This is a genomic window from Paeniclostridium hominis, from assembly GCF_014306135.1.
In the GTDB taxonomy this organism is placed as follows: Bacteria; Bacillota; Clostridia; order Peptostreptococcales; family Peptostreptococcaceae; genus Paraclostridium; species Paraclostridium hominis.
The window spans coordinates 594,148-613,890 of sequence record NZ_JACRWD010000001.1 but is presented as its reverse complement, the minus strand read 5'-3'; the positions used below and the strand labels follow the sequence as shown (position 1 = coordinate 613,890).

Below are 19,743 nucleotides of genomic sequence, written 5' to 3'. Positions count from 1 at the left end.
GAGATATTTTTATTTTAAATATCTCCCTATACCTTAATATCTATAAAACTCTTTTAGCTTTTACAAAAGTTTTTTGCCAATATGATGAATTCGCGTTAGTAACTTTTACAACGTCTCCTTCTTGCGGCGCATGTATCATTTGTCCATTTCCTATATATATACCTACATGTGTAACTCTACCACTACCATCAGTACTTGAGAATATTAAATCTCCAGGTTGTAATTGTGATTGACTTATAGTTGTACCTACATTAGCTTGTTCTCTTGATGTTCTTGGCATTTTTATTCCATTTTGTCCATATACATAACATATTAATCCTGAACAGTCAAAAGTATTTGGTCCTTCTGCTCCCCATACATATGGTTTACCAAGTTGAGCACGAGCTGTGTTTACTATAGCTTGAGCTTTATTAGTATTTGTAGATTCATTACTTGAGTTTCCATTGTTTGTAGATCCACTATTTGAATTTCCTGATGTACTTATATACTGAGAACTAGCCCATCCTACTTGTCCATTTGATAATTTAATTTTATACCATCCATTTGAATTATCTAATATTTCCACAGTATTTCCTTTATATACTTTTCCTATTATACCATTACTAGTTGATGGTCCACTTCTTACATTTAATGCACTTGCTGTTACTGTTGCTTTTTTTCCACTTGATGGAGTTTCTGTGTTTGTATTATTATTTGTATCCCCTGATAAGCTTAAATATTTACCACTTACCCATCCTATTTTTCCATTTGATAACTTAACTTTATGCCATCCACCTGAACTTTGTATTATCTCTACAGTATTTCCTTTGTAAGCTGTTCCTATTACACCATCATTCGTAGATGGTCCACTTCTTACATTTAGTGCACTTGCTGTTACTGTTGCTTTTTTTCCACTTGATGGAGTTTCTGTATTTGTATTATTGTTTGATCCAGAATTATTTGATCCACCTGATAAACTGATAAATTCAGCACTTGACCAACCAACATGTCCACTTGGAGTTTTTACTTTATGCCATCCATTTGAACTTTCTAATATATTTACAGTTTGTCCTCTATATACCTTAGTTACCTTACTGTGATTTGTTGATGGTCCTGTTCTTACATGTAGTGCATCTGCTGTTACTGTTCCTGACTTACTTGTTGATGAAGTATTAGAATTTGATTCTCCTGATACATTTATATATTTACCGCTTCCCCATCCTATTTTTCCATTTGATAACTTAACCTTATACCATCCATTTGATGTTTCTAATATTTGTAAAGTATCTCCTTTATATACATTTCCTACTATTGAATAACTAGTAGATGGTCCACTTCTTATATTTAATGCACTTGCCGTTACTGTTCCTGTTTTTGTATCAGCAAATACCGATGTTCCTGATAGTACTATACCTAAAGATGTTACTGATATAGCTGTTGCAATCTTTCTATCAAACATACTTGATCTCCCTTCATTAACTATACTAACTTTTAATAAATTTTCAAAATTTGTATTTTTTTTGTAACCTTTAAGTCATATAAAACTCATATATTTACATTATATATGTATATTATACCTTTAATATGAATTTTTTGTGAATTTATGAATATTTTTCTATATTTTATATGAATTTCCGATTCTATTATATATTATAACTTACTTTTAAAGTATTTTTAACACATATGTTAAATTTTTACATAAAAAAAATAAACAGTGCTAGATAAATTTGATCTAGCACTGTTTATTTTAAGCTTTTATAGTACTTTTAATTGTATTATTACTTCTAATTTCTTTAGGCATTAAATTCCATATGTAAACTGATAATCCAAAATCCAGCATACTATGAATTATAGTTCCTATTCCAACTAAACCTAAAACTGATATCATAAACCCTTGTTCATAGTATCCATTTGACAATCCATCCCCAAAATAAAATGGTACTACTATTAAAACTTCACCAACTGCATGTATAAGTCCCAAAATAAATGAACATAATAATGACGATTTTACACTTTTTATAACTTCATTATTTTTCTTTAAATATATTGATCCTATACTTACAAACCCTAAATGACTAAGTGCTCTAAGCACAACAACAACTGGAAATCCTCCTAATAAAAATCCTATTGTCGTTCCTAATGTAACAAATATTGCAGTAGATGGCGAAATAAACATAGCTATAAATATGGCAATATGGCTAGCCAATGTAAATGATGCAGGTTCTAATATTATTTTAATTGGCGAAAACATAGGTATTATAATCCCCAATGCACATAATAAAGCTGATATGACAATAGATTTAGTACTTGACTTACGATTCATAATAAATTCCCCCATACAATTATAATTATAAGTGTCTTTACACTCTTAATTACAATTGTATAGTTAGTAATTATTTATGTCAACTCTATAAAGCATAACCTTTTTCTTTCAAATTATTTAAAACACTATTTAATATATCTTCATTTTCACACTTTATAGTATGTAAATGTATTCCATCAGTTAATTGTGACAACGGATTAACTGAATTTTCATTTAAACTTTTCATAAACTCACGAACATCTCTTCTTGATGATAAATGTAAATCTCCTGTTAGTTGACCATAAACACTATGTTCAACTATAACATTTACAACTGTAGCACCTTCGTCAACTATTAAGTTTAATTCATCTTCTGTACAATCCCTTGAATGTTTACATGCTATTGTTTTAACTATATATCTATCATCTAAATTTTTGTTAAGTATATATCCTTTTGGTGTAGATATTATATCTATTCCTGATGCTCTAATTAGTGCAACATCTGAAACTATAACTTGTCTACTTACTCCTAATTCTTTAGATAGTTGTGATCCATTAACTGCCTGTGTTGAATTTTTTAAAATATCTAAAATTTGATTCCTTCTATCTTTGGCATTCATAATATAAAACCTCCTTATTCAATTATATTTTATATTATATAGTAATTTATATATCATTAAAAACATAAATAAAAAAGCCTCTAATATTTGTTTATATCCGAGACTTTTTAATCATCAATTAAATTTTTAATTATATTATCTATGTATTCTTCATCTTTATCTATCATATATTCTCTTATTAATGGTTCTATATCTCTTTTTATAACTTGCCTATACCAACTATACACTTGATATTCGTCTACTTTCTCATTAATCATAAAATAGCTTTGACCTATTTTGTATCTCTTTCCAAGTTTATTATCTTCTTCTATAGTTTTATTTAAATACATCATCTTACATACTACTTTATCTGCCATCTCAACACCTATATAATTTCCAAGATAGTTTCTTAAATCCATATTTTCAAAAACAGGATCTATATCAATAAATCCAAATCTTCTTCTTAGTGGGTATGATATATCTTTTAGTGTATTATCTGATGTATTTAAAGTTCCTATAATATATACATTTTCAGGTATATAAAAGCTTTCATCACACTCACTGTATAAAAGCTTTATAGAATTTTCTTTTCCTCTTTTATTATTTTCTATTAGCATAGTTAATTCCCCGAAAATTTTATTTAAATTACCTCTATTTATTTCATCTATTATAAAGTAATGCTTATGTTCTGGATATGTTTGTGCTTTTTTTATAAAATCATAAAATATACCATTTTTTATATAATCTTCTCCATTTTTCCCTCGCCTATATCCTCTTACAAACTCTTCATATGTATAATATTCATGAAACTGTACCATTTCAATATTGGAGTTATCTCTATTACCTTGATGAAAATAGCAAATTCTTTTTGCAATGAATGTTTTTCCAACTCCCGAAGGCCCTTGTAATATTATATTTTTCTTTTGTTCTAAATTAAATATTATATCATCTAAAACTTCTTCATCCATAAATACTTCTCTTAGAAGTTCTGTCTTAGTATATCCAAAATTACCAGTAAAATTAAATATTGCATCTACATACTTTTCAACTATTTTCTCTATAGATGATTTAAACTTCAAAAATGCATGAAAATATAATTTTCTATATTCCATAAGTTCACTAAAATTATCTACATCTATTTCAAAACCCATTCTAACCCAATCTTTATTTTGTTTTCTTTCACTTATACCTATTTCATAACCTATTTTTCTTGATATAGATTCATTTTTTTCATAATATATATCTTTTATAAATTGGGCCCCTTCAGAATCTCTTGATTCTATATATATACCTAATTGTTGCTCTTTTCTAAAATATTTAAATACATAGTATATGGGTTGGCCTAGTATTTTACCACTAGAAAAGTAATCTCTTTGTTGGCTATAACTTATATCTACATTAGCTTTATTTTCTATATCTAAAGATAATTTTGTTAAAAAATCTATAACTATGTCCTTAGCCATATTAATCACTCCTCCCAATTTATATATTATACCTTACTAAAATATATGATTAGTTTATTACATATATGATTATGTTTACCACTAATTTTTATAATAACATCTTTAGATTATTTTATATTATAATTAATACATAATATTATATATTTTTTTGGAGGGTTTATGCTTATAATAATTTTTCTTTGCTTTGGAGGATTTTTAGCTGCTTTTATTGATTCGATAGCTGGAGGTGGAGGTCTTATAAGTATGCCCGTACTTTTAATGTCTGGACTTTCTCCTCATTTAGCACTTGGAACTAATAAGTTTGCTGGTGCTTTTGGGTGTTTTTCTAGCGCTTATAGATACAAAAAATCTGGGAAAACTAATAATGAATTACTAAAAAAACTTATTCCATTTACAATTTTGGGGTGTATATTAGGTGTTAAATGTGTTTTATCTATAAGTGATACTATTTTAAACATATTAGTCTTTATAATGATTTTAGCAGTTGCAATATATACATATTTTAAAAAAGACCTTGGATCTGAAAACACATTTGAATCACTTACTAGTAAAAATATTAAATTAGGAATAATCATGGCATTTTCATTAGGATTTTATGATGGATTCTTTGGTCCTGGTACAGGAACCTTTTTAGTATTTGCTCTTATTAAAATATATGGATTTGATTTTTTACATGCATCAGCTAATACTAAAATATTAAATTTTACTAGCAATTTTACAGCACTTATATTGTTTATGTTTAATGGTCAAATACTTTATAATATAGCTATATTTTATGCAATATCTATGGTTATTGGTGGATATGTAGGTGCTAAAGTTGCTATAAAAAAAGGCTCAACTTTAATAAAGCCTATATTTTTAGTTATGGCTATTGGAGTAGCTATAAAGTTGATATATCAATCTGTATAAATAAAAAATAAGCTATATAGTAATTTACTATATAGCTTATTTTTTATTTATATATTTATTTTACTTCTATTATATATACTTGAGTCTGAGGTGGTATACTCATAGTCATTGCATTAGAATGATAAGCTATAACTTTATCTCCGATATTTAAATCTTTAATAGTTAATTCATTATATTCACAATCAAGTATTAAAGTTTGGTCACTATAAATTAACCTAGTAAATGTATATATATCACACGGATTTGTTGCTATAGTTATAAACTTATATGGTTGACCTTTAATGTCTTGTATATCTACTATATTTCCTATTTTATAAGATGCATACTTCATATCAATCCCTCCTTGGGTTTAATCATCTTTTATATAATATGTTCCTTATATTTATTTGTTAATGCTGATATCTATATAAATATTTTTTTCAATCTTTTATTAAATAAAAAACAGGTGTAATGATTAAATCATTACACCTGTTTTTTATTTAATAAGTTCCTTTTTTACCTATCTTATCATATAACTTCTCATCTCTAGTTTTAGTTGAACCTGAATTTCTAGCTCCTATTTTTTTACCATCTACTATTCCTATTTCAGAACCATGTTCAAATAATATCTTTCTTTTTTCTGCATTAGTTTTTTTTCTATCTTTGTGTCTGTTTTTATTATTATCCATAATAAATCCTCCTAGATGATAAATATATTTCATATTTAATTTGTCCAAAAACTAAATTGATATTCTAATTATAAATTAATTCTTTATTTTTAATATACCTAGTTATCTTCATATTATTTTTTTCATCTACTTCAAATCCATATTTTCTGTATATTTTATTTAGATTCTCTTGACTTATTATAGGCTTATAAGGTATTGCGACCCCTTCTATTTTTTTTATATAGTTAAATGTATAATCTTCAAAATAATGATTATACAAATCTAATTTCATATTTATTTTATTAGCTATATAATCTAAATTTTTTAGTAATATACTTCCGTATCCATGGTTTGGCTTCCCTGAAGAAAATTCTTTTATATACAAAACACCTTCATCGTTCATATTGTAGTAAGCACAGTCCATATATGTATCTCTTGTATTTCCAGTAATTACTCGTATATCTATTTTCATAAATATTTCTATTTCACTTTTTGTTAATTTTATCATCAAACAAATTAATCTATTGTATATATCTTTTCTAGTTTCAAATATTATATCTTCATCTGTATTTATATATTTTTTAACTCTTTTAGTTAATTTTACATAATAATTATATGTATTAACAATTTGTGAATTTTCATTATTAATATCTTTTGTGGATATAGTCTTAAATTTACTACTTTTTATAGATTTTATATCTTTTTGTTGTAAATTTTTTTTCATTTCATCTATTTTAGATAATAAACTTTTCATAAACCCTCCACATATAAAAATTTCTTTATTAGTTTTTATATGTGAAAAGTGATACTTTATTACTAATTTTATTATATATTTATATATATTATTAAACTTATTATATTTAGTAAATAAAGAATTATTATAAATCCAATTAAAGTCATACATTCTGTATTTATTTTACTATCTAGTGATATATTTAAATAAAAGTAGCTACCTTTAATAAAGATAGCTACTTTTATTTTTTTATAATATTTTTATAACCTTGCATGGATTTCCTACAGCAACACAGTTAGCTGGTATATCTTTTGTTACAACACTTCCAGAGCCTATAACTACATTATCCCCTATGGTTACTCCCGGGTTTATTATGGCTCCTCCTCCAATCCATACGTTATCTCCTATAGTTACAGAAGCTCCATACTCAATACCTGAATTTCTAAGTTTTGCATCTATTGGATGATATGCCGTATAAATTTGAACATTTGGTGCTAACATAACATTTTTTCCGATTTTAATTTCACAAACATCTAGCATTATACAATTAAAGTTAGCATAAAAATTATCTCCTATATAAATATTAGATCCATAGTCACATTTAAAACTTGGCTCTATATAAATATTTTCTCCAGTAGCTCCAAATAGATTTTTTAATAAAACCACTCTCTCTTCATCATCTTCTTCTGTAGTTTGATTAAATAATCGAGTTATTTTTCTAGCATATTTTCTTTCTCTAACAAGTTCTTCATCTGATGCTATATAGGCTTTTCCACTTAACATCTTCTCTTTTTCAGTCATATAATCCCCCTTTTATTAAATTTTGTACATTCTGCATTCCCAAGGTTTTAGCTCAAGCCTATTTGTTATTTCATGTTTTTTCACTTCTAAATTAGATATTACTAAATTCTCATACTTTAATTTAATATCTTTATAATTATACATAACTTTTTCATTAGACATATTTGTAATTATTATAAATTCGTCACTTCCTAAAACTCTTTTGTATGCATATATATTTTTATCATCTTCTAATATTAACTTATATTCACCATAAATTAATGCTTCATTTGACTTTCTTATCTTTATCATAGCTTTATAAAAGTTAAGAATTGAATTTTCATCATTTATTTGATTTCTGACATTTATAGTTTTATAATTTGGATTTACATTTATCCATGGATTGTTTTTGCTAAATCCACCAAAATCACTATCATCCCATTGCATAGGAGTTCTTGAATTATCCCTTGATAATCTCCAAGCTCTTTTTATAAGATTTTCATGACTTTCTCCAGATTCTAACCCTAAATAATAATTATTTTTAGTTTTTACATCATCATAGTCTTCTATATTTTCAAATTCAACATTAGTCATACCAATTTCTTGTCCTTGATATATAAAAGGAGTACCTTCTTGCATAAAGTACATAAGACCTAAGCATGTTGAACTTTCATACCAATATTTTTCATCATTTCCTAACATAGATACAATTCTAGGTATATCATGATTTTCTATAAATAAAGCATTCCACCCTATATTGTGTAAATTGTTTTGCCACTTAGATAATACTTTCTTAAACTTAACTAAATCTAAAGATTTATCCATATTGTTATTCCATAAATCTAAATGTTCAAATTGAAACACCATGTTAAATTTACCTTCCTCTTCAGATACCCACAGGTGAGCATCCTCTGGAGTTACTCCATTAGCTTCTCCAACCGTCATTACATCATATTTACCATAAGTATTATCTTTTATATCTTTTAAATATTCATGTATACCCTCTACATTCATATGCTTATCAAAAGAAGAAACATACTTTAGATTATTAGGATTTGGCATATCTAAAAGACCTTCCTCTTTATTTATATGGCTTATGGCATCAACTCTAAATCCATCTATTCCCTTATCTAACCACCAGTTCATCATCTCATAAATAGCACTTCTCATATCTTTATTCTTCCAGTTTAAATCTGGTTGTTTTTTAGTAAATAAATGTAGGTAGTATTGATTAGTTTTTTCATCTTTTACCCAAGCTGATCCTCCAAATATACTTTCCCAGTTATTTGGTTCTTTATCTTCTTTACCATCTCTCCATATATACCAATCTCTTTTTGGATTATCTTTTGAAGATCTTGATTCTATAAACCAAGGATGTTCATCACTAGTATGATTTATTACTAAATCAATTATTAATCTCATACCTCTTTTATGAACTTCTTCTAATAAGTCATCAAAATCTTTCATATTCCCGAACTCTTTCATTATATCCTTATAATCACTTATATCATATCCATTGTCATCATTTGGAGATTTATAAAAAGGAGATACCCATATAATGTCTATTCCTAATTCTTTTATATAATCTAATTTTTCTATTATTCCCCTTAAATCTCCAATTCCATCATTATTTGAATCGTAAAAGCTTCTTGGGTATACTTGATAAGCTACAGCTTCTTTCCACCAAACTTTTTTCATATATGTCAACCTCCATAACTTATATTTTTAATTTATATTTATACACACTTCTACTCCGTAATGATCTGATACTACTTTTTTATTTATCCCATTAAATATAACATTAGAACTTTCAACATCAATTTTTTTATTAGAAAGTATTAAGTCTAATCTTAAGTCAAGTTTATTTTCCTCCCATCCTGCAATTTTACCTTTAACTGTAATTCCTTCATCTTTAACTTTAGAAATCTTATATGTATCAAAAAATTCATTGCATAGATAATCATAACCTTCGCCTTTTATATTTGCATTATTATTAAAATCTCCCATTAAAAAAACTAATCTTTCATCTTTAGTTTCATTAATAAGTTTTTTTACTTGTTCCTTAAAAGATTCCTCCTCATCATTCCACCATCCTAAATGGCAAGATAAAAATCTAATTTCTTTTGATTTATAAATAACATCTATCCCTACTATTTTTCTTGTTTTCCAAAAATCAAGTTTTGCTGAATTTGTAACATAAAAGCTTTCTTTATTAACTATAGGAAGCTTTGTCATAAGACAAAGCCCCTCTTCATAAATATCATATCCTATATGTGCTACATCCCAATAAAATTCATACTGATTATTACCTAATTTTTTTAATTCATTTTGTAATAGCAATGCAAAATTGTCACTTTTAACATTATCATATACTTTATCTTTTTCTATTAATTGGCTTACCTCTTGTAAAGCTATTACATCATAATCTTTTTCATTAATAGTGTTTGCTATATATTTTATTTTTTCAATTTGATTTTCTTCTTGCCATGAATGGCAATTTAATGTTAAAAGTCTCAATTTTCTACGCCCCCAACATGTCTAGTATATTTGATTTTAAAACATCCGCCTTAGGTCCATATATAGCTTGAACCCCTCTATCTTTAACAATTAATCCTAAAGCTCCTAATGCTTTCCATTCTTTTTCATTTCCAACTAAACTAACATCTTTTACTGTTACTCTTAAACGTGTCATACACGCATCTACATCTTCTATGTTGTCTGCTCCCCCAAGTAAATTAATTATTTTACTTGATAAAACATCTTGTGCCATATTTGTATCAACTTTTTTATTATCCTCTTCATTACCTTCTTCTATATAATTACCTCTACGTCCTGGTGTTGCAATATTAAACTTCTTGATTAAGAAATTGAATATTCCAAAGTTTAATAAGAAAAATACTGCACATGATATAAAGAAGTTAACTAAATCCATAGTAAGTCCTGCTTTTATCATCATTGGAGTACGAGTTAAAAATTCTATAAACCCAAATGCATGAACCCTTAAGTTGATTATATCTGCAAGTGCAAATCCAAGTCCAGTAAGTACTGCGTATACTAAATATAAAACTGGTGATATAAACATAAACATAAATTCAATTGGTTCTGTTACTCCTGTTAGGAAACACGCTAACATAGCTGAAATAAATATAGGTTTATATTTTTTTGCTTTATCTTTATCTACATTTTTATACATTGCAAAAGATATACCTGCAAGTGATGCAGTTGATAATATAACTTGACCTGCTTTAAAACGAGCTGGAGTTATACTTGTTAATAAATGATTGTATGCTGAAGTATCTCCCGAAGCTTTTAAATTTATTAAATCTGTTATCCATGCAAGCCATAATGGATCTTGACCTGCAACAGTAGTTCCAGCAGCCGCTCCTGTTGCTATTTGATATACTCCACCTAATTCCGTATAATTCATAGGAACTGTTATCATGTGGTGAAGTCCAAATGGTAACAATAGTCTCTCAAGAGTTCCATATACAAAAGGTGCTAATACTGGAGCTGTATCTTTAGAAGATGCAATCCACATACCAAATGCATTTAATGCACTTTGTGCAAATGGCCAAACTATAGCTAAAACAATAGCCCCCACTACTGACCCTAAAATTACAACAAATGGTACAAAACGTTTTCCGTTGAAAAATGCTAAAGCTTTAGGCAGTTTATCAAAGTTATAGAATTTGTTGTAAAGAACTGCTCCCATAAAACCTGAAATTATACCTACAAAGACCCCCATATTAAGAGCTGGTGCACCTAGTATAGATGTAAAATAATCTTTTACTAAAAGTGTAGATCCTGTTAATGATGTTACTGTTGCATTTGGATCTAATAGCATATCTGATGTAACACCTAGTATAACTCCAGTTATACGATTTATTAATATAAAAGCAATTACTGCTGCAAAAGCTCCCCCTGCACGCTCTTTCGCCCAAGATCCTCCTATTGCTACTGCAAATAATATATGTAGGTTACCAATAATTCCCCAACCTATGTCTTCTACAACTTTTGCAGTTGTCATTATAAAATGGGCATCTGATGACATACCTATAAGTTTACCTATAGAAACCATAAGCCCCGCAGCTGGCATTACTGCTATAACTACTAAAAGTGCTTTTCCTAGCTTTTGCCAGAAATCAAAAGATATTAGTTTAGTTTTACTACTCATTATAAATCCCCTTTCTTTTATGCAACCGATTGCATTATTTTTTAAAAAAATATATTACTTCACTTCGCTAAATTAATTTTTATGTGTTTATTATACCACTTTATGAAAATGTTTTCAAGAATTTCACCCTATTTATTTTTATACTTTCAAACTTTAGGCAATCGATTGCATATAATAAGCCACATATGCACATATGTGGTTTATTATATAAATGATTCTCTTTCAATAAATTCAGTTTTTACAATATAGTGGTTGTTTATAGCGCTATTATTCTCTAACTTATCAATCAAAAGTTTAGTTGCATAATATCCTAATTCATCTGCATTAATATTTACCGATGCTAGCGGTGGATTTTGATATTTATCTAATTTCGTATCATTAAATCCAACTAAAGATATATTTTTTATATTTTTTTCATTTAATAATTTTCTAACTCCAAATGCTAATAAATCATCAGTAGTTATGATTGCACTTAAGTTATTATTTATAAATAATTTTTCCATACAAATATAGCCTTCTTCTTCAGTAAAATCTTTGCCATGTATTATAAGGTTTTCATTTAAATTTATTCCGTTTATTTCTAGAGCCATAGTATAACCTTTTAGCCTGTCTTTAGACATATTTAAATTTTCAATAGCTCCAATAAAACCTATATTTCTATGTCCCCTTTGAACAAGTTTGTTTACAATATTGTAAGTAGCTTGAAAATTATCATTATCCACCCATAATACATCATTAGAATCTTCTGGTCTTCCAATTACTGAAAAAGGAAAATTAATTTTTTTTAAGTAATTTATACTTTTATCATTTTCCTCTGATCTTAATAGTATTATTCCATCTATTAATTTTGCATCAATAATATCTATTATGCTATCTAACTCTTTTTTATTTTCTTTTGTAAAGACGTAAGTTATATAATATCCCTTACTTTGTGCATAAATACTTATTCCCTTCATTGCATTTAGAAAAAATGAATTATCAAGAAATTCTTGTGCTTCATTTGGCAAAATTACACCTAAAATTCTAGTTTTATTATTTGCTAAACTTCTAGCTATAGCACTTGGTTTATAATTTAATTTTTTTATTGCCTTATGTACTTTTTCTTTCGTTTCATCACTTATTTTTGAATTATTTGATAGAACTCTAGATACAGTAGACGTCGCTACCCCAGCTTCCTTTGCCACATCTTTTATTGTAACTTTCATAACGTTAAATTTCCTTTATATTTTTATTTACCCTTTTTTATTTTCTTTTATTATATCACATTAAATTTATAATCCTATAATTTCATTATATAATTATAGCCTTAAACTATATAGTTTAAGGCTAATTAAAACTTAATGAATTATTTCAGCTTCTATACTTATTCTCTTTAATCTTTTCCATATATTATGTATTTTAGTGTCATTGTAAAGTTTTGAAACTTTTATTAATGCTGTGTAACAATCATATACATCATATTGTATATAACTTCCAAAATTATCTTTTATAGTTATTATTTCATTTTCTTCATCTAAAAATCCATCTTTGATATCGATTTCATAATCAAAATTCTCTTTTAATATTTCATCTACCTCTAATAGTAATTCATATGATTCTTTTAATAACTCCAACTTATTCCCCAATGTTATAAATCTCCTTTCAAGATGTCTTTTATGTAGATATTATAACTCAGAATCATTGTCGTTTTTTGTCATTTCGTGTTTGTACCAATATTTACATATTAAATAATAAAGGGAGTATACCACTCCCTTTTAATAACTATTTACCCTTAATATTTTCTTTAACCTTCTTACCTACATTAACCCCTGTACTTATAGTTTCTTTAGCAATATTTCCTACGCCATTTAATACATCTTTTCCTACATTTAATCCAGTATTTATAGTTTCTTTACTAATATTACCTGCTCCATTTATTACTTCTTTTCCTACATCTGTTACAGGTTTAGTAACTTTTTTAATATTTTCTTCAACTTTTTTCTTTCCCATTATATACATCTCCTGTACTAGTATATAAGTAGAATATTCTACTTATATACTAGTATGTAGTATTTTGAAGTTTGGTTACAAATTTAAAATATATAAAACCTTTTATTTTAATATGAAAGAATTTCTATTTAAATAAATCTATCAACTCTTCTTTACTCAACTTATTTAGTGTTTTGGAATTAGAAAGCTTATCATCAATTATATCTTCTATAAGTTCTTTTTTACTTTCTTGTAAATTTATAATTTTTTCTTCTATAGTATCTTTTGATATTAATTTTATAACTTCAACTACATTTTCTTGTCCTAATCTGTGAGCTCTATCACTTGCTTGATTTTCAACAGCTATATTCCACCATGGATCAAAATGTATAACCATATCTGCACTAGTTAAATTAAGACCTGTTCCTCCTGCTTTTAATGATATTAAAAATACTTTAATTTCATTATTTTTATTAAATTCATTTACTAATTTTATTCTATCTTCAGATTTTGTTTTACCATCTAAATACATATATTTTATATTATTTTTTTCTATTTCATGTGCTATAAGTTTTAAGATACTAGTAAATTGCGAAAACAAAAGTATCTTTCTATTGTTTTCTATAGCATCTTTTAATATATCTATACAAATATCAATTTTAGAGCTTTTTCCACTGTAATCTTTTAGTAAAATTCTAGGATGAAGACATAATTGTCTTAGCTTTGTTAAATAAGAAAATATAGTTATTTTATCATTTTCATCTTTGTTATTTTTAATTTTTTCTAATACACTTTTGTTATAGATATCATATATTTTCTTTTGTTCTTTATTTAACTCTACAATAAATTTCTTTTCTATTTTATCAGGTAATTCTTTAATAACCTCTTTTTTAGTTCTTCTCAATATGAATGGTTTAATTAAATTTTTTAATTTATTTGTATTATCAGAGTTAATAAATCTATTTTTAAATTCTGTCTTATCATATAAGTATCCTGGCATAATAAAGTCAAATATAGACCATAACTCTAATAAATTATTTTCTATTGGTGTTCCCGTTAGTGCAAATCTTACCTTAGAATTTATACACTTAATAGTTTTAGTTATTATTGCATCTGGATTTTTTATATTTTGAGCCTCATCTATTATACAATAATCAAATATTTTATTTTTATATTTTTCTAAATCATTTCTTATTGTTGAATATGTAGTTAATATAACATCATATTTATTTGATTTGTCAATTATTTCTTCTCTTTTTTTCTTATCCCCATGAACTATTCCCAATTTTATATTAGGTGCGAATTTATCAAATTCACTTTTCCAGTTATATATAAGTGAAGTTGGAGTTATTATTATACTCTTTGAATTTTTGTTGTTCATAATAAAAGCTATCGTTTGGAGAGTTTTTCCAAGTCCCATCTCATCAGCTAATATTCCCCCGAATTTATAATAACTTATATTATTAAACCAATTAACACCTTCTTTTTGATAATATCTTAATATGTCTTTTAATTCATTAGGTATATTAAATTCATATTTTTTATCATTATCAAATTTACTTGTTATTCTTTCTATATATTCTTTTCCAGTTATAAAATTTATATTATTTTCCTTTATATAATTATCTATGTATATAGCTTTGTTACTTTCAATCTTAATGTTATCAATTTCATCTGATGTTTTAATTATATCTATTAATTCTAGAATGTCTTTAATATCTTTATTATGCAAATCTAAATATGTTGATTCTTTTATCTTATATAGTCGTTTATTTTCCTTGAATGCATTGTATATATCAATATATCTAGATTTATTAAAATTACCTATTTTAAAAGAAAAGTTTAGATTATTATTTTTGTCATTATATATGCTTGCACTAATTTTTACATCTACATAATTTATTTCGTTAGCATTAAATTTAGGTGCTTTAGCATTTTTTTGTAACTTATTTTTTGCTAAATCGTCTATACATTTAAAAACTGTAGCTACCATATGCTTGCATATAAATGTATTATTTTCACTACTTTTACTCAACCAATCATTGCAGTCACAACTTGTATTTACAAGCCTATGTGTCTTATCATTAACCACAACCAGCGTAGTATTTAGCTCATTATAAAAGTCATTAGCTACTGTAGCATAAAAATTTATATTGTCATTTTCTTTTTTTATATAACTATTGCTGACTAAATTATTTTTATACATCATAACTCCAGCATTATGCCTATTTTTTTCAGTATTATTTTCGATAATTGTTTTTAAAGTGCTTATTTTCAAAATTATCACCTCCATTTATATTATAAAATATATAAGACCTGTATATATACAGGTCTTATATGTTTTATCTAACTTATCTATTTTTTATATGTTTTTTTATTTTATCTAAATTTAAATATAAATATAAATTCTTAGATGCATTATCTGATTCTCCACTTATTGTATCTAGGTTATTTAAAAATAAATTATTATATACCTCATATTTTAATGAATTTGTATTATGTTTTTTATTTTTATTTTCCATAAATACAACCCTTTCATATTATCGAGTATTTTATAATTTATTTTACGCTATAGCATCAATAATATACAATTTGTAAAAACTTACTTTACATTTATATTTAGTTTTTAATAGTTTAGAATTAATGTAAATTTTTTACAAACGAAAAAAGCACCTAAATAATAGGTACTTTACTAACTGGCGGAGAGGGTGGGATTCGAACCCACGGCCCCTTTCGGAGTCACTGGTTTTCAAGACCAGCTCCTTAAACCACTCGGACACCTCTCCGTATTCCATTAACTTATGTATATAATATATCATATATTAGTGTTTTTTGTAAATACTTTTTTATAATTTTATTATTAATTTATTTAAAAAGCGAATACTTTAATTAGTATCCGCTTTTAATTATATTTGCTCTACATTAGATTCTACATATTTATTTTCATCTTCTATATTAGGATTTACAGGAAGTATTATTACAAAATTACTACCTTCTCCAACTTTACTTTCTACATAGATTTCACCTTTATGAAGTTTAATTATATGATTAGTTATAGTAAGGCCTAATCCACTACCACCTTTAACTTCATTGTTTAAATCCACGACTTGACTAAATCTATCAAATATAACTTTATGATATTTTTCATCTATTCCAATTCCAGTATCTAAAACACTAATCATGACTTTATCTTCTAAATCTTTAATCGTTATAGTTATATTTCCACCTTCTGGTGTAAATTTAGCCGCATTTCCAACTAAATTAACAATACACCTTTCTATTTCATGACTATCACACATTATTGTTTTTTCTTCTATTTCTGGATCTATTATTAAATGTATTCCTTTTGTCTTTACATAATCTATTAAAGTTAAAGCAGTTTCTTCAACTAAATATACTATATCGGTTTCTTTTAAAGAAATAACATACATATCATTTTGCAACTTAGTACTATCTACTATATTGTTTATAAGATTTAATAATCGTTTACAATTTCGCTGTGATACATCTATATAGTGACCCAAGTTTTGTTTTTTTATATCTCCATCTTTTCTTATCAATCCATTTATTAATTGATTAGTACTACTTATAACATTTAATGGTGTTCTTAATTCATGAGATAAATTCACAAAATAACTATTTTTATTTCTCTCTAGTTTTATATTTTTATTTAATAAAATTGTGTTTCTTTCCATTTCTTCTCTTAGCCTTAAAGTTTTCTTTTGTACTAATCTATCTAATCTTTTAACTTTATTTTTATGATTTATTATAAATATAATTATTGCTAATATATATATAACACAAGCATATCCACTTAACCAAAATGGAGGTTTTATAGTAAACTCAACTTGTTTTTCATCACTTATATTTCCACTTGAATCTATAGCTTTAACTTTAAATGTATATTTTCCTGGCGGTAAATCATTATATGTAACATGATTATCCTTAGTTCTTACAACATTTTTGCTTGTTCCTTCTAGACTATATTCATATGTTGTATTTTGAAAACTTGAATAGTTTGATGTAAAGAATTTGATAGTTATAATATCAGTATTTTCATTAAATTTCATTTTATCTATATTACAATACTCTTTGTTATTTATAATAAATCTATCAAATATTAAGTTAGGCTTTTCTCCTGATTTTATTATTTTATCTGGATAAAATGAATTTAGTCCGTTTACTCCTCCAAAGAAAAACTCTCCTTTATTATTTTTATAAGCAGCATTACCATTAAACTCATTTGATTGAAGCCCATCTATTACACCTAAATTTTGTACCTTATTATTAGTTGTATCTATTTTAGATATTCCTTTATTAGTACTTATCCAAATATTATCTTTATTGTCTACTAATATACCATATATAGTGTTATTTGCTATTCCATCTTTTGTTGTATACCTTTTGAACTTTTTAGTTTTTTTATCAAATTTGTTTAGTCCATAACTTGTACCTACCCAAATGTTTCCTTTACTATCTTCATTTATATATCTTACATGGTTATTACTTATACTATTTTTATCGCTTTTGCTATATTTATAATTTTTAATAGTTTTATCTTTTGTATTAATAACACTTAATCCTTGTTGTTCTAAAAAGCCTAAGTAATAATTTCCTTCGCTATCTTCATATATATGCCTGACGTACCTGTTTGGAGCTTGACCATTATTTATAAATTCATTTATATCTATAAATTCTTCAGTTTTTGGATTTAATATATTTACTCCATCGGGAGTACCTAACCATATATAGCCTTTACTATCTACTAATATATCTGTTACTTTTTCATCTAATAATCCATCTTCTACATTATAATGTTTTAAAACATTGTTAGATTTGTCAAGTTTTATAAGCCCATCATCAGTTGCTATATAAATTATATTACCTTTTCCAGTTATATCATTTATAGAATCACTTATAAACTCTTCATTTGTAGTTGAATTTATAAATTTAGATTTATTATGTTTTTTATCTATTATATTTACACCTTTTGAATTAGTTCCTACCCACAAATATCCATCATCATCTTCATATATACCATGAACTATATTTTCATTTAATAAATAATCCTTATCTAAACCAGCCTTATAATGTTTAATTTTACTTTCTGTATCAAACATACTTATACCTGAGTATGTTCCTACCCATATAATCCCTTCACTATCTTCCATTAAACTTTTTATATTATTATTAATTAAACTATTTTTATCATATACTTTATGTTGATATGTATAAAAATTATCTTCTTTTTTATTGTATTTTGCAAGACCATTAGAAGTTCCAATCCATATATTACCTTTGCTATCTTTTGTTATTGCCCCTATACTAGAACTAGGTAAAGACTTTGAATCAGATGAACTGTGTTTATACTTGGTTATTTCATTAGTTTTCATATTTATCTTTGATAAACCTGAATTAGCATTTCCAACCCATACATATCCATCTTCATCATCACAATATATGTTATATACATCGCCTTCTCCTACAGAATTCTTTTTGCCATTTGCAGGATAACTGTTAAGTATTTTAAAGTCTTTAGATACTTTAATAACTCCTTTTTTAGTTCCAATCCATATATTCCCTAAATTGTCTTCGTCTATTGAATACATAAACTTACATATTAAATCTTTTTCTTGACCTAGTACTTGTTTGAATTTATTTTCTTTTTCATTATAAACGTTTAATCCATTAGATGTTGCAACTATTATTTTATTATCTTTACTAAGTATTACTTCTGTAGCATTATCACTAGATATTAAATTATTTTCTTCTGTATAATTTATAATTTCATCAGTGTCGGGATTTAGTTTATTAACTCCCTTAGACGTGGTTATCCATATATTTCCATAGTTATCTTCAGCTATGTCTGTTATATGGCTATTACTTATACTATTTTTCTCTTCTTCATAATTATAAACTTTAAAATCATATCCATTGAATTTATTTAATCCATCATTAGTCCCTAGCCATACATAACCCTTACTATCTTGAAATATTACATCTATAGTCGATTGACTTATACCTTGTTCTATATTTGCATTGTTAAAATTTATATGCTCAAAATCTGCATATATATTAACTCTTGAATACAAAAAAACAATAATATTAATCACAATAAACACATTAAATCTTTTTAATAAACTAAATTTGCCCATACACTTTCCTTTCAACCCAAATCCCAATTAATCTA

18 protein-coding genes and 1 tRNA gene are annotated in these 19,743 nt (G+C 25.9%); 1 reads left to right on the top strand and 18 read right to left on the bottom strand.

The annotated features are described in order from the left end of the window. Positions 1-40: 40 nt before the first annotated feature. From H8891_RS02915 to H8891_RS02900, 4 genes are all read right to left on the bottom strand, one after another. The gene (locus tag H8891_RS02915) at positions 41-1,438 is read right to left on the bottom strand and encodes a C40 family peptidase (protein WP_187005119.1); all 1,398 of its coding nucleotides are present in this window, start codon (positions 1,436-1,438) and stop codon (positions 41-43) included. A gap of 288 nt (positions 1,439-1,726) precedes the next feature. Continuing rightward, positions 1,727-2,302: a hypothetical protein gene (locus H8891_RS02910; protein ID WP_147545180.1), complete on the bottom strand. Its 576-nt coding sequence runs from the start codon at positions 2,300-2,302 to the stop codon at positions 1,727-1,729. Between the two features lie 85 nt (positions 2,303-2,387). Then, complete coding sequence (locus H8891_RS02905) at positions 2,388-2,900, bottom strand: transcription repressor NadR (protein WP_147545182.1); 513 nt, start codon at positions 2,898-2,900, stop codon at positions 2,388-2,390. Positions 2,901-3,007: 107 nt separating this feature from the next. Continuing rightward, complete coding sequence (locus H8891_RS02900) at positions 3,008-4,342, bottom strand: AAA family ATPase (RefSeq protein ID WP_147545184.1); 1,335 nt, start codon at positions 4,340-4,342, stop codon at positions 3,008-3,010. A gap of 159 nt (positions 4,343-4,501) precedes the next feature. Here H8891_RS02900 and H8891_RS02895 point away from each other — a divergent pair, with 159 nt between their 5' ends. Next, entirely contained in the window at positions 4,502-5,251 is a 750-nt protein-coding gene (locus tag H8891_RS02895; RefSeq protein WP_187005118.1) for a sulfite exporter TauE/SafE family protein, read from the top strand. A gap of 55 nt (positions 5,252-5,306) precedes the next feature. Here H8891_RS02895 and H8891_RS02890 read toward each other — a convergent pair whose 3' ends face one another. The 14 genes from H8891_RS02890 to H8891_RS02825 all read right to left on the bottom strand — a co-directional run bounded on the left by H8891_RS02890 (position 5,307) and on the right by H8891_RS02825 (position 19,645). After that, positions 5,307-5,582, bottom strand: coding sequence for a hypothetical protein (locus H8891_RS02890; protein ID WP_147545188.1), 276 nt, complete (start codon positions 5,580-5,582; stop codon positions 5,307-5,309). Positions 5,583-5,730: 148 nt separating this feature from the next. Beyond that, positions 5,731-5,919, bottom strand: coding sequence for a hypothetical protein (locus H8891_RS02885; protein ID WP_187005117.1), 189 nt, complete (start codon positions 5,917-5,919; stop codon positions 5,731-5,733). 64 nt (positions 5,920-5,983) lie between these two features. Then, positions 5,984-6,652, bottom strand: coding sequence for a hypothetical protein (locus H8891_RS02880; protein WP_187005116.1), 669 nt, complete (start codon positions 6,650-6,652; stop codon positions 5,984-5,986). A gap of 228 nt (positions 6,653-6,880) precedes the next feature. Beyond that, the gene (locus tag H8891_RS02875; RefSeq protein WP_187005115.1) at positions 6,881-7,432 is read right to left on the bottom strand and encodes a sugar O-acetyltransferase; all 552 of its coding nucleotides are present in this window, start codon (positions 7,430-7,432) and stop codon (positions 6,881-6,883) included. Between the two features lie 15 nt (positions 7,433-7,447). Next, positions 7,448-9,109: a glycoside hydrolase family 13 protein gene (locus H8891_RS02870; protein WP_187005114.1), complete on the bottom strand. Its 1,662-nt coding sequence runs from the start codon at positions 9,107-9,109 to the stop codon at positions 7,448-7,450. Positions 9,110-9,136: 27 nt separating this feature from the next. Further along, positions 9,137-9,928: an endonuclease/exonuclease/phosphatase family protein gene (locus H8891_RS02865; protein WP_187005113.1), complete on the bottom strand. Its 792-nt coding sequence runs from the start codon at positions 9,926-9,928 to the stop codon at positions 9,137-9,139. A 4-nt stretch (positions 9,929-9,932) separates the two neighbouring features. Then, positions 9,933-11,585 (bottom strand): PTS transporter subunit IIBC, encoded by a 1,653-nt coding sequence (locus tag H8891_RS02860; RefSeq protein ID WP_187005112.1) that lies wholly within the window; start codon positions 11,583-11,585, stop codon positions 9,933-9,935. A gap of 203 nt (positions 11,586-11,788) precedes the next feature. Next, positions 11,789-12,790, bottom strand: a complete 1,002-nt coding sequence (locus H8891_RS02855; protein ID WP_187005111.1) for a LacI family DNA-binding transcriptional regulator — start codon at positions 12,788-12,790, stop codon at positions 11,789-11,791. 132 nt (positions 12,791-12,922) lie between these two features. Next, complete coding sequence (locus H8891_RS02850; protein WP_187005110.1) at positions 12,923-13,210, bottom strand: hypothetical protein; 288 nt, start codon at positions 13,208-13,210, stop codon at positions 12,923-12,925. A 136-nt stretch (positions 13,211-13,346) separates the two neighbouring features. After that, on the bottom strand, positions 13,347-13,574 hold the full coding sequence (locus H8891_RS02845; RefSeq protein ID WP_207723160.1) for a hypothetical protein: 228 nt from the start codon (positions 13,572-13,574) through the stop codon (positions 13,347-13,349). A gap of 124 nt (positions 13,575-13,698) precedes the next feature. After that, the gene (locus H8891_RS02840) at positions 13,699-15,831 is read right to left on the bottom strand and encodes a DEAD/DEAH box helicase (protein WP_243207749.1); all 2,133 of its coding nucleotides are present in this window, start codon (positions 15,829-15,831) and stop codon (positions 13,699-13,701) included. A gap of 73 nt (positions 15,832-15,904) precedes the next feature. Next, positions 15,905-16,075, bottom strand: coding sequence for a hypothetical protein (locus H8891_RS02835; protein ID WP_187005108.1), 171 nt, complete (start codon positions 16,073-16,075; stop codon positions 15,905-15,907). Positions 16,076-16,250: 175 nt separating this feature from the next. After that, positions 16,251-16,339: transfer RNA gene (locus H8891_RS02830), tRNA-Ser, on the bottom strand. A 120-nt stretch (positions 16,340-16,459) separates the two neighbouring features. Next, the gene (locus tag H8891_RS02825) at positions 16,460-19,645 is read right to left on the bottom strand and encodes a ligand-binding sensor domain-containing protein (protein ID WP_243207748.1); all 3,186 of its coding nucleotides are present in this window, start codon (positions 19,643-19,645) and stop codon (positions 16,460-16,462) included. Between the last annotated feature and the right edge of the window lie 98 nt (positions 19,646-19,743).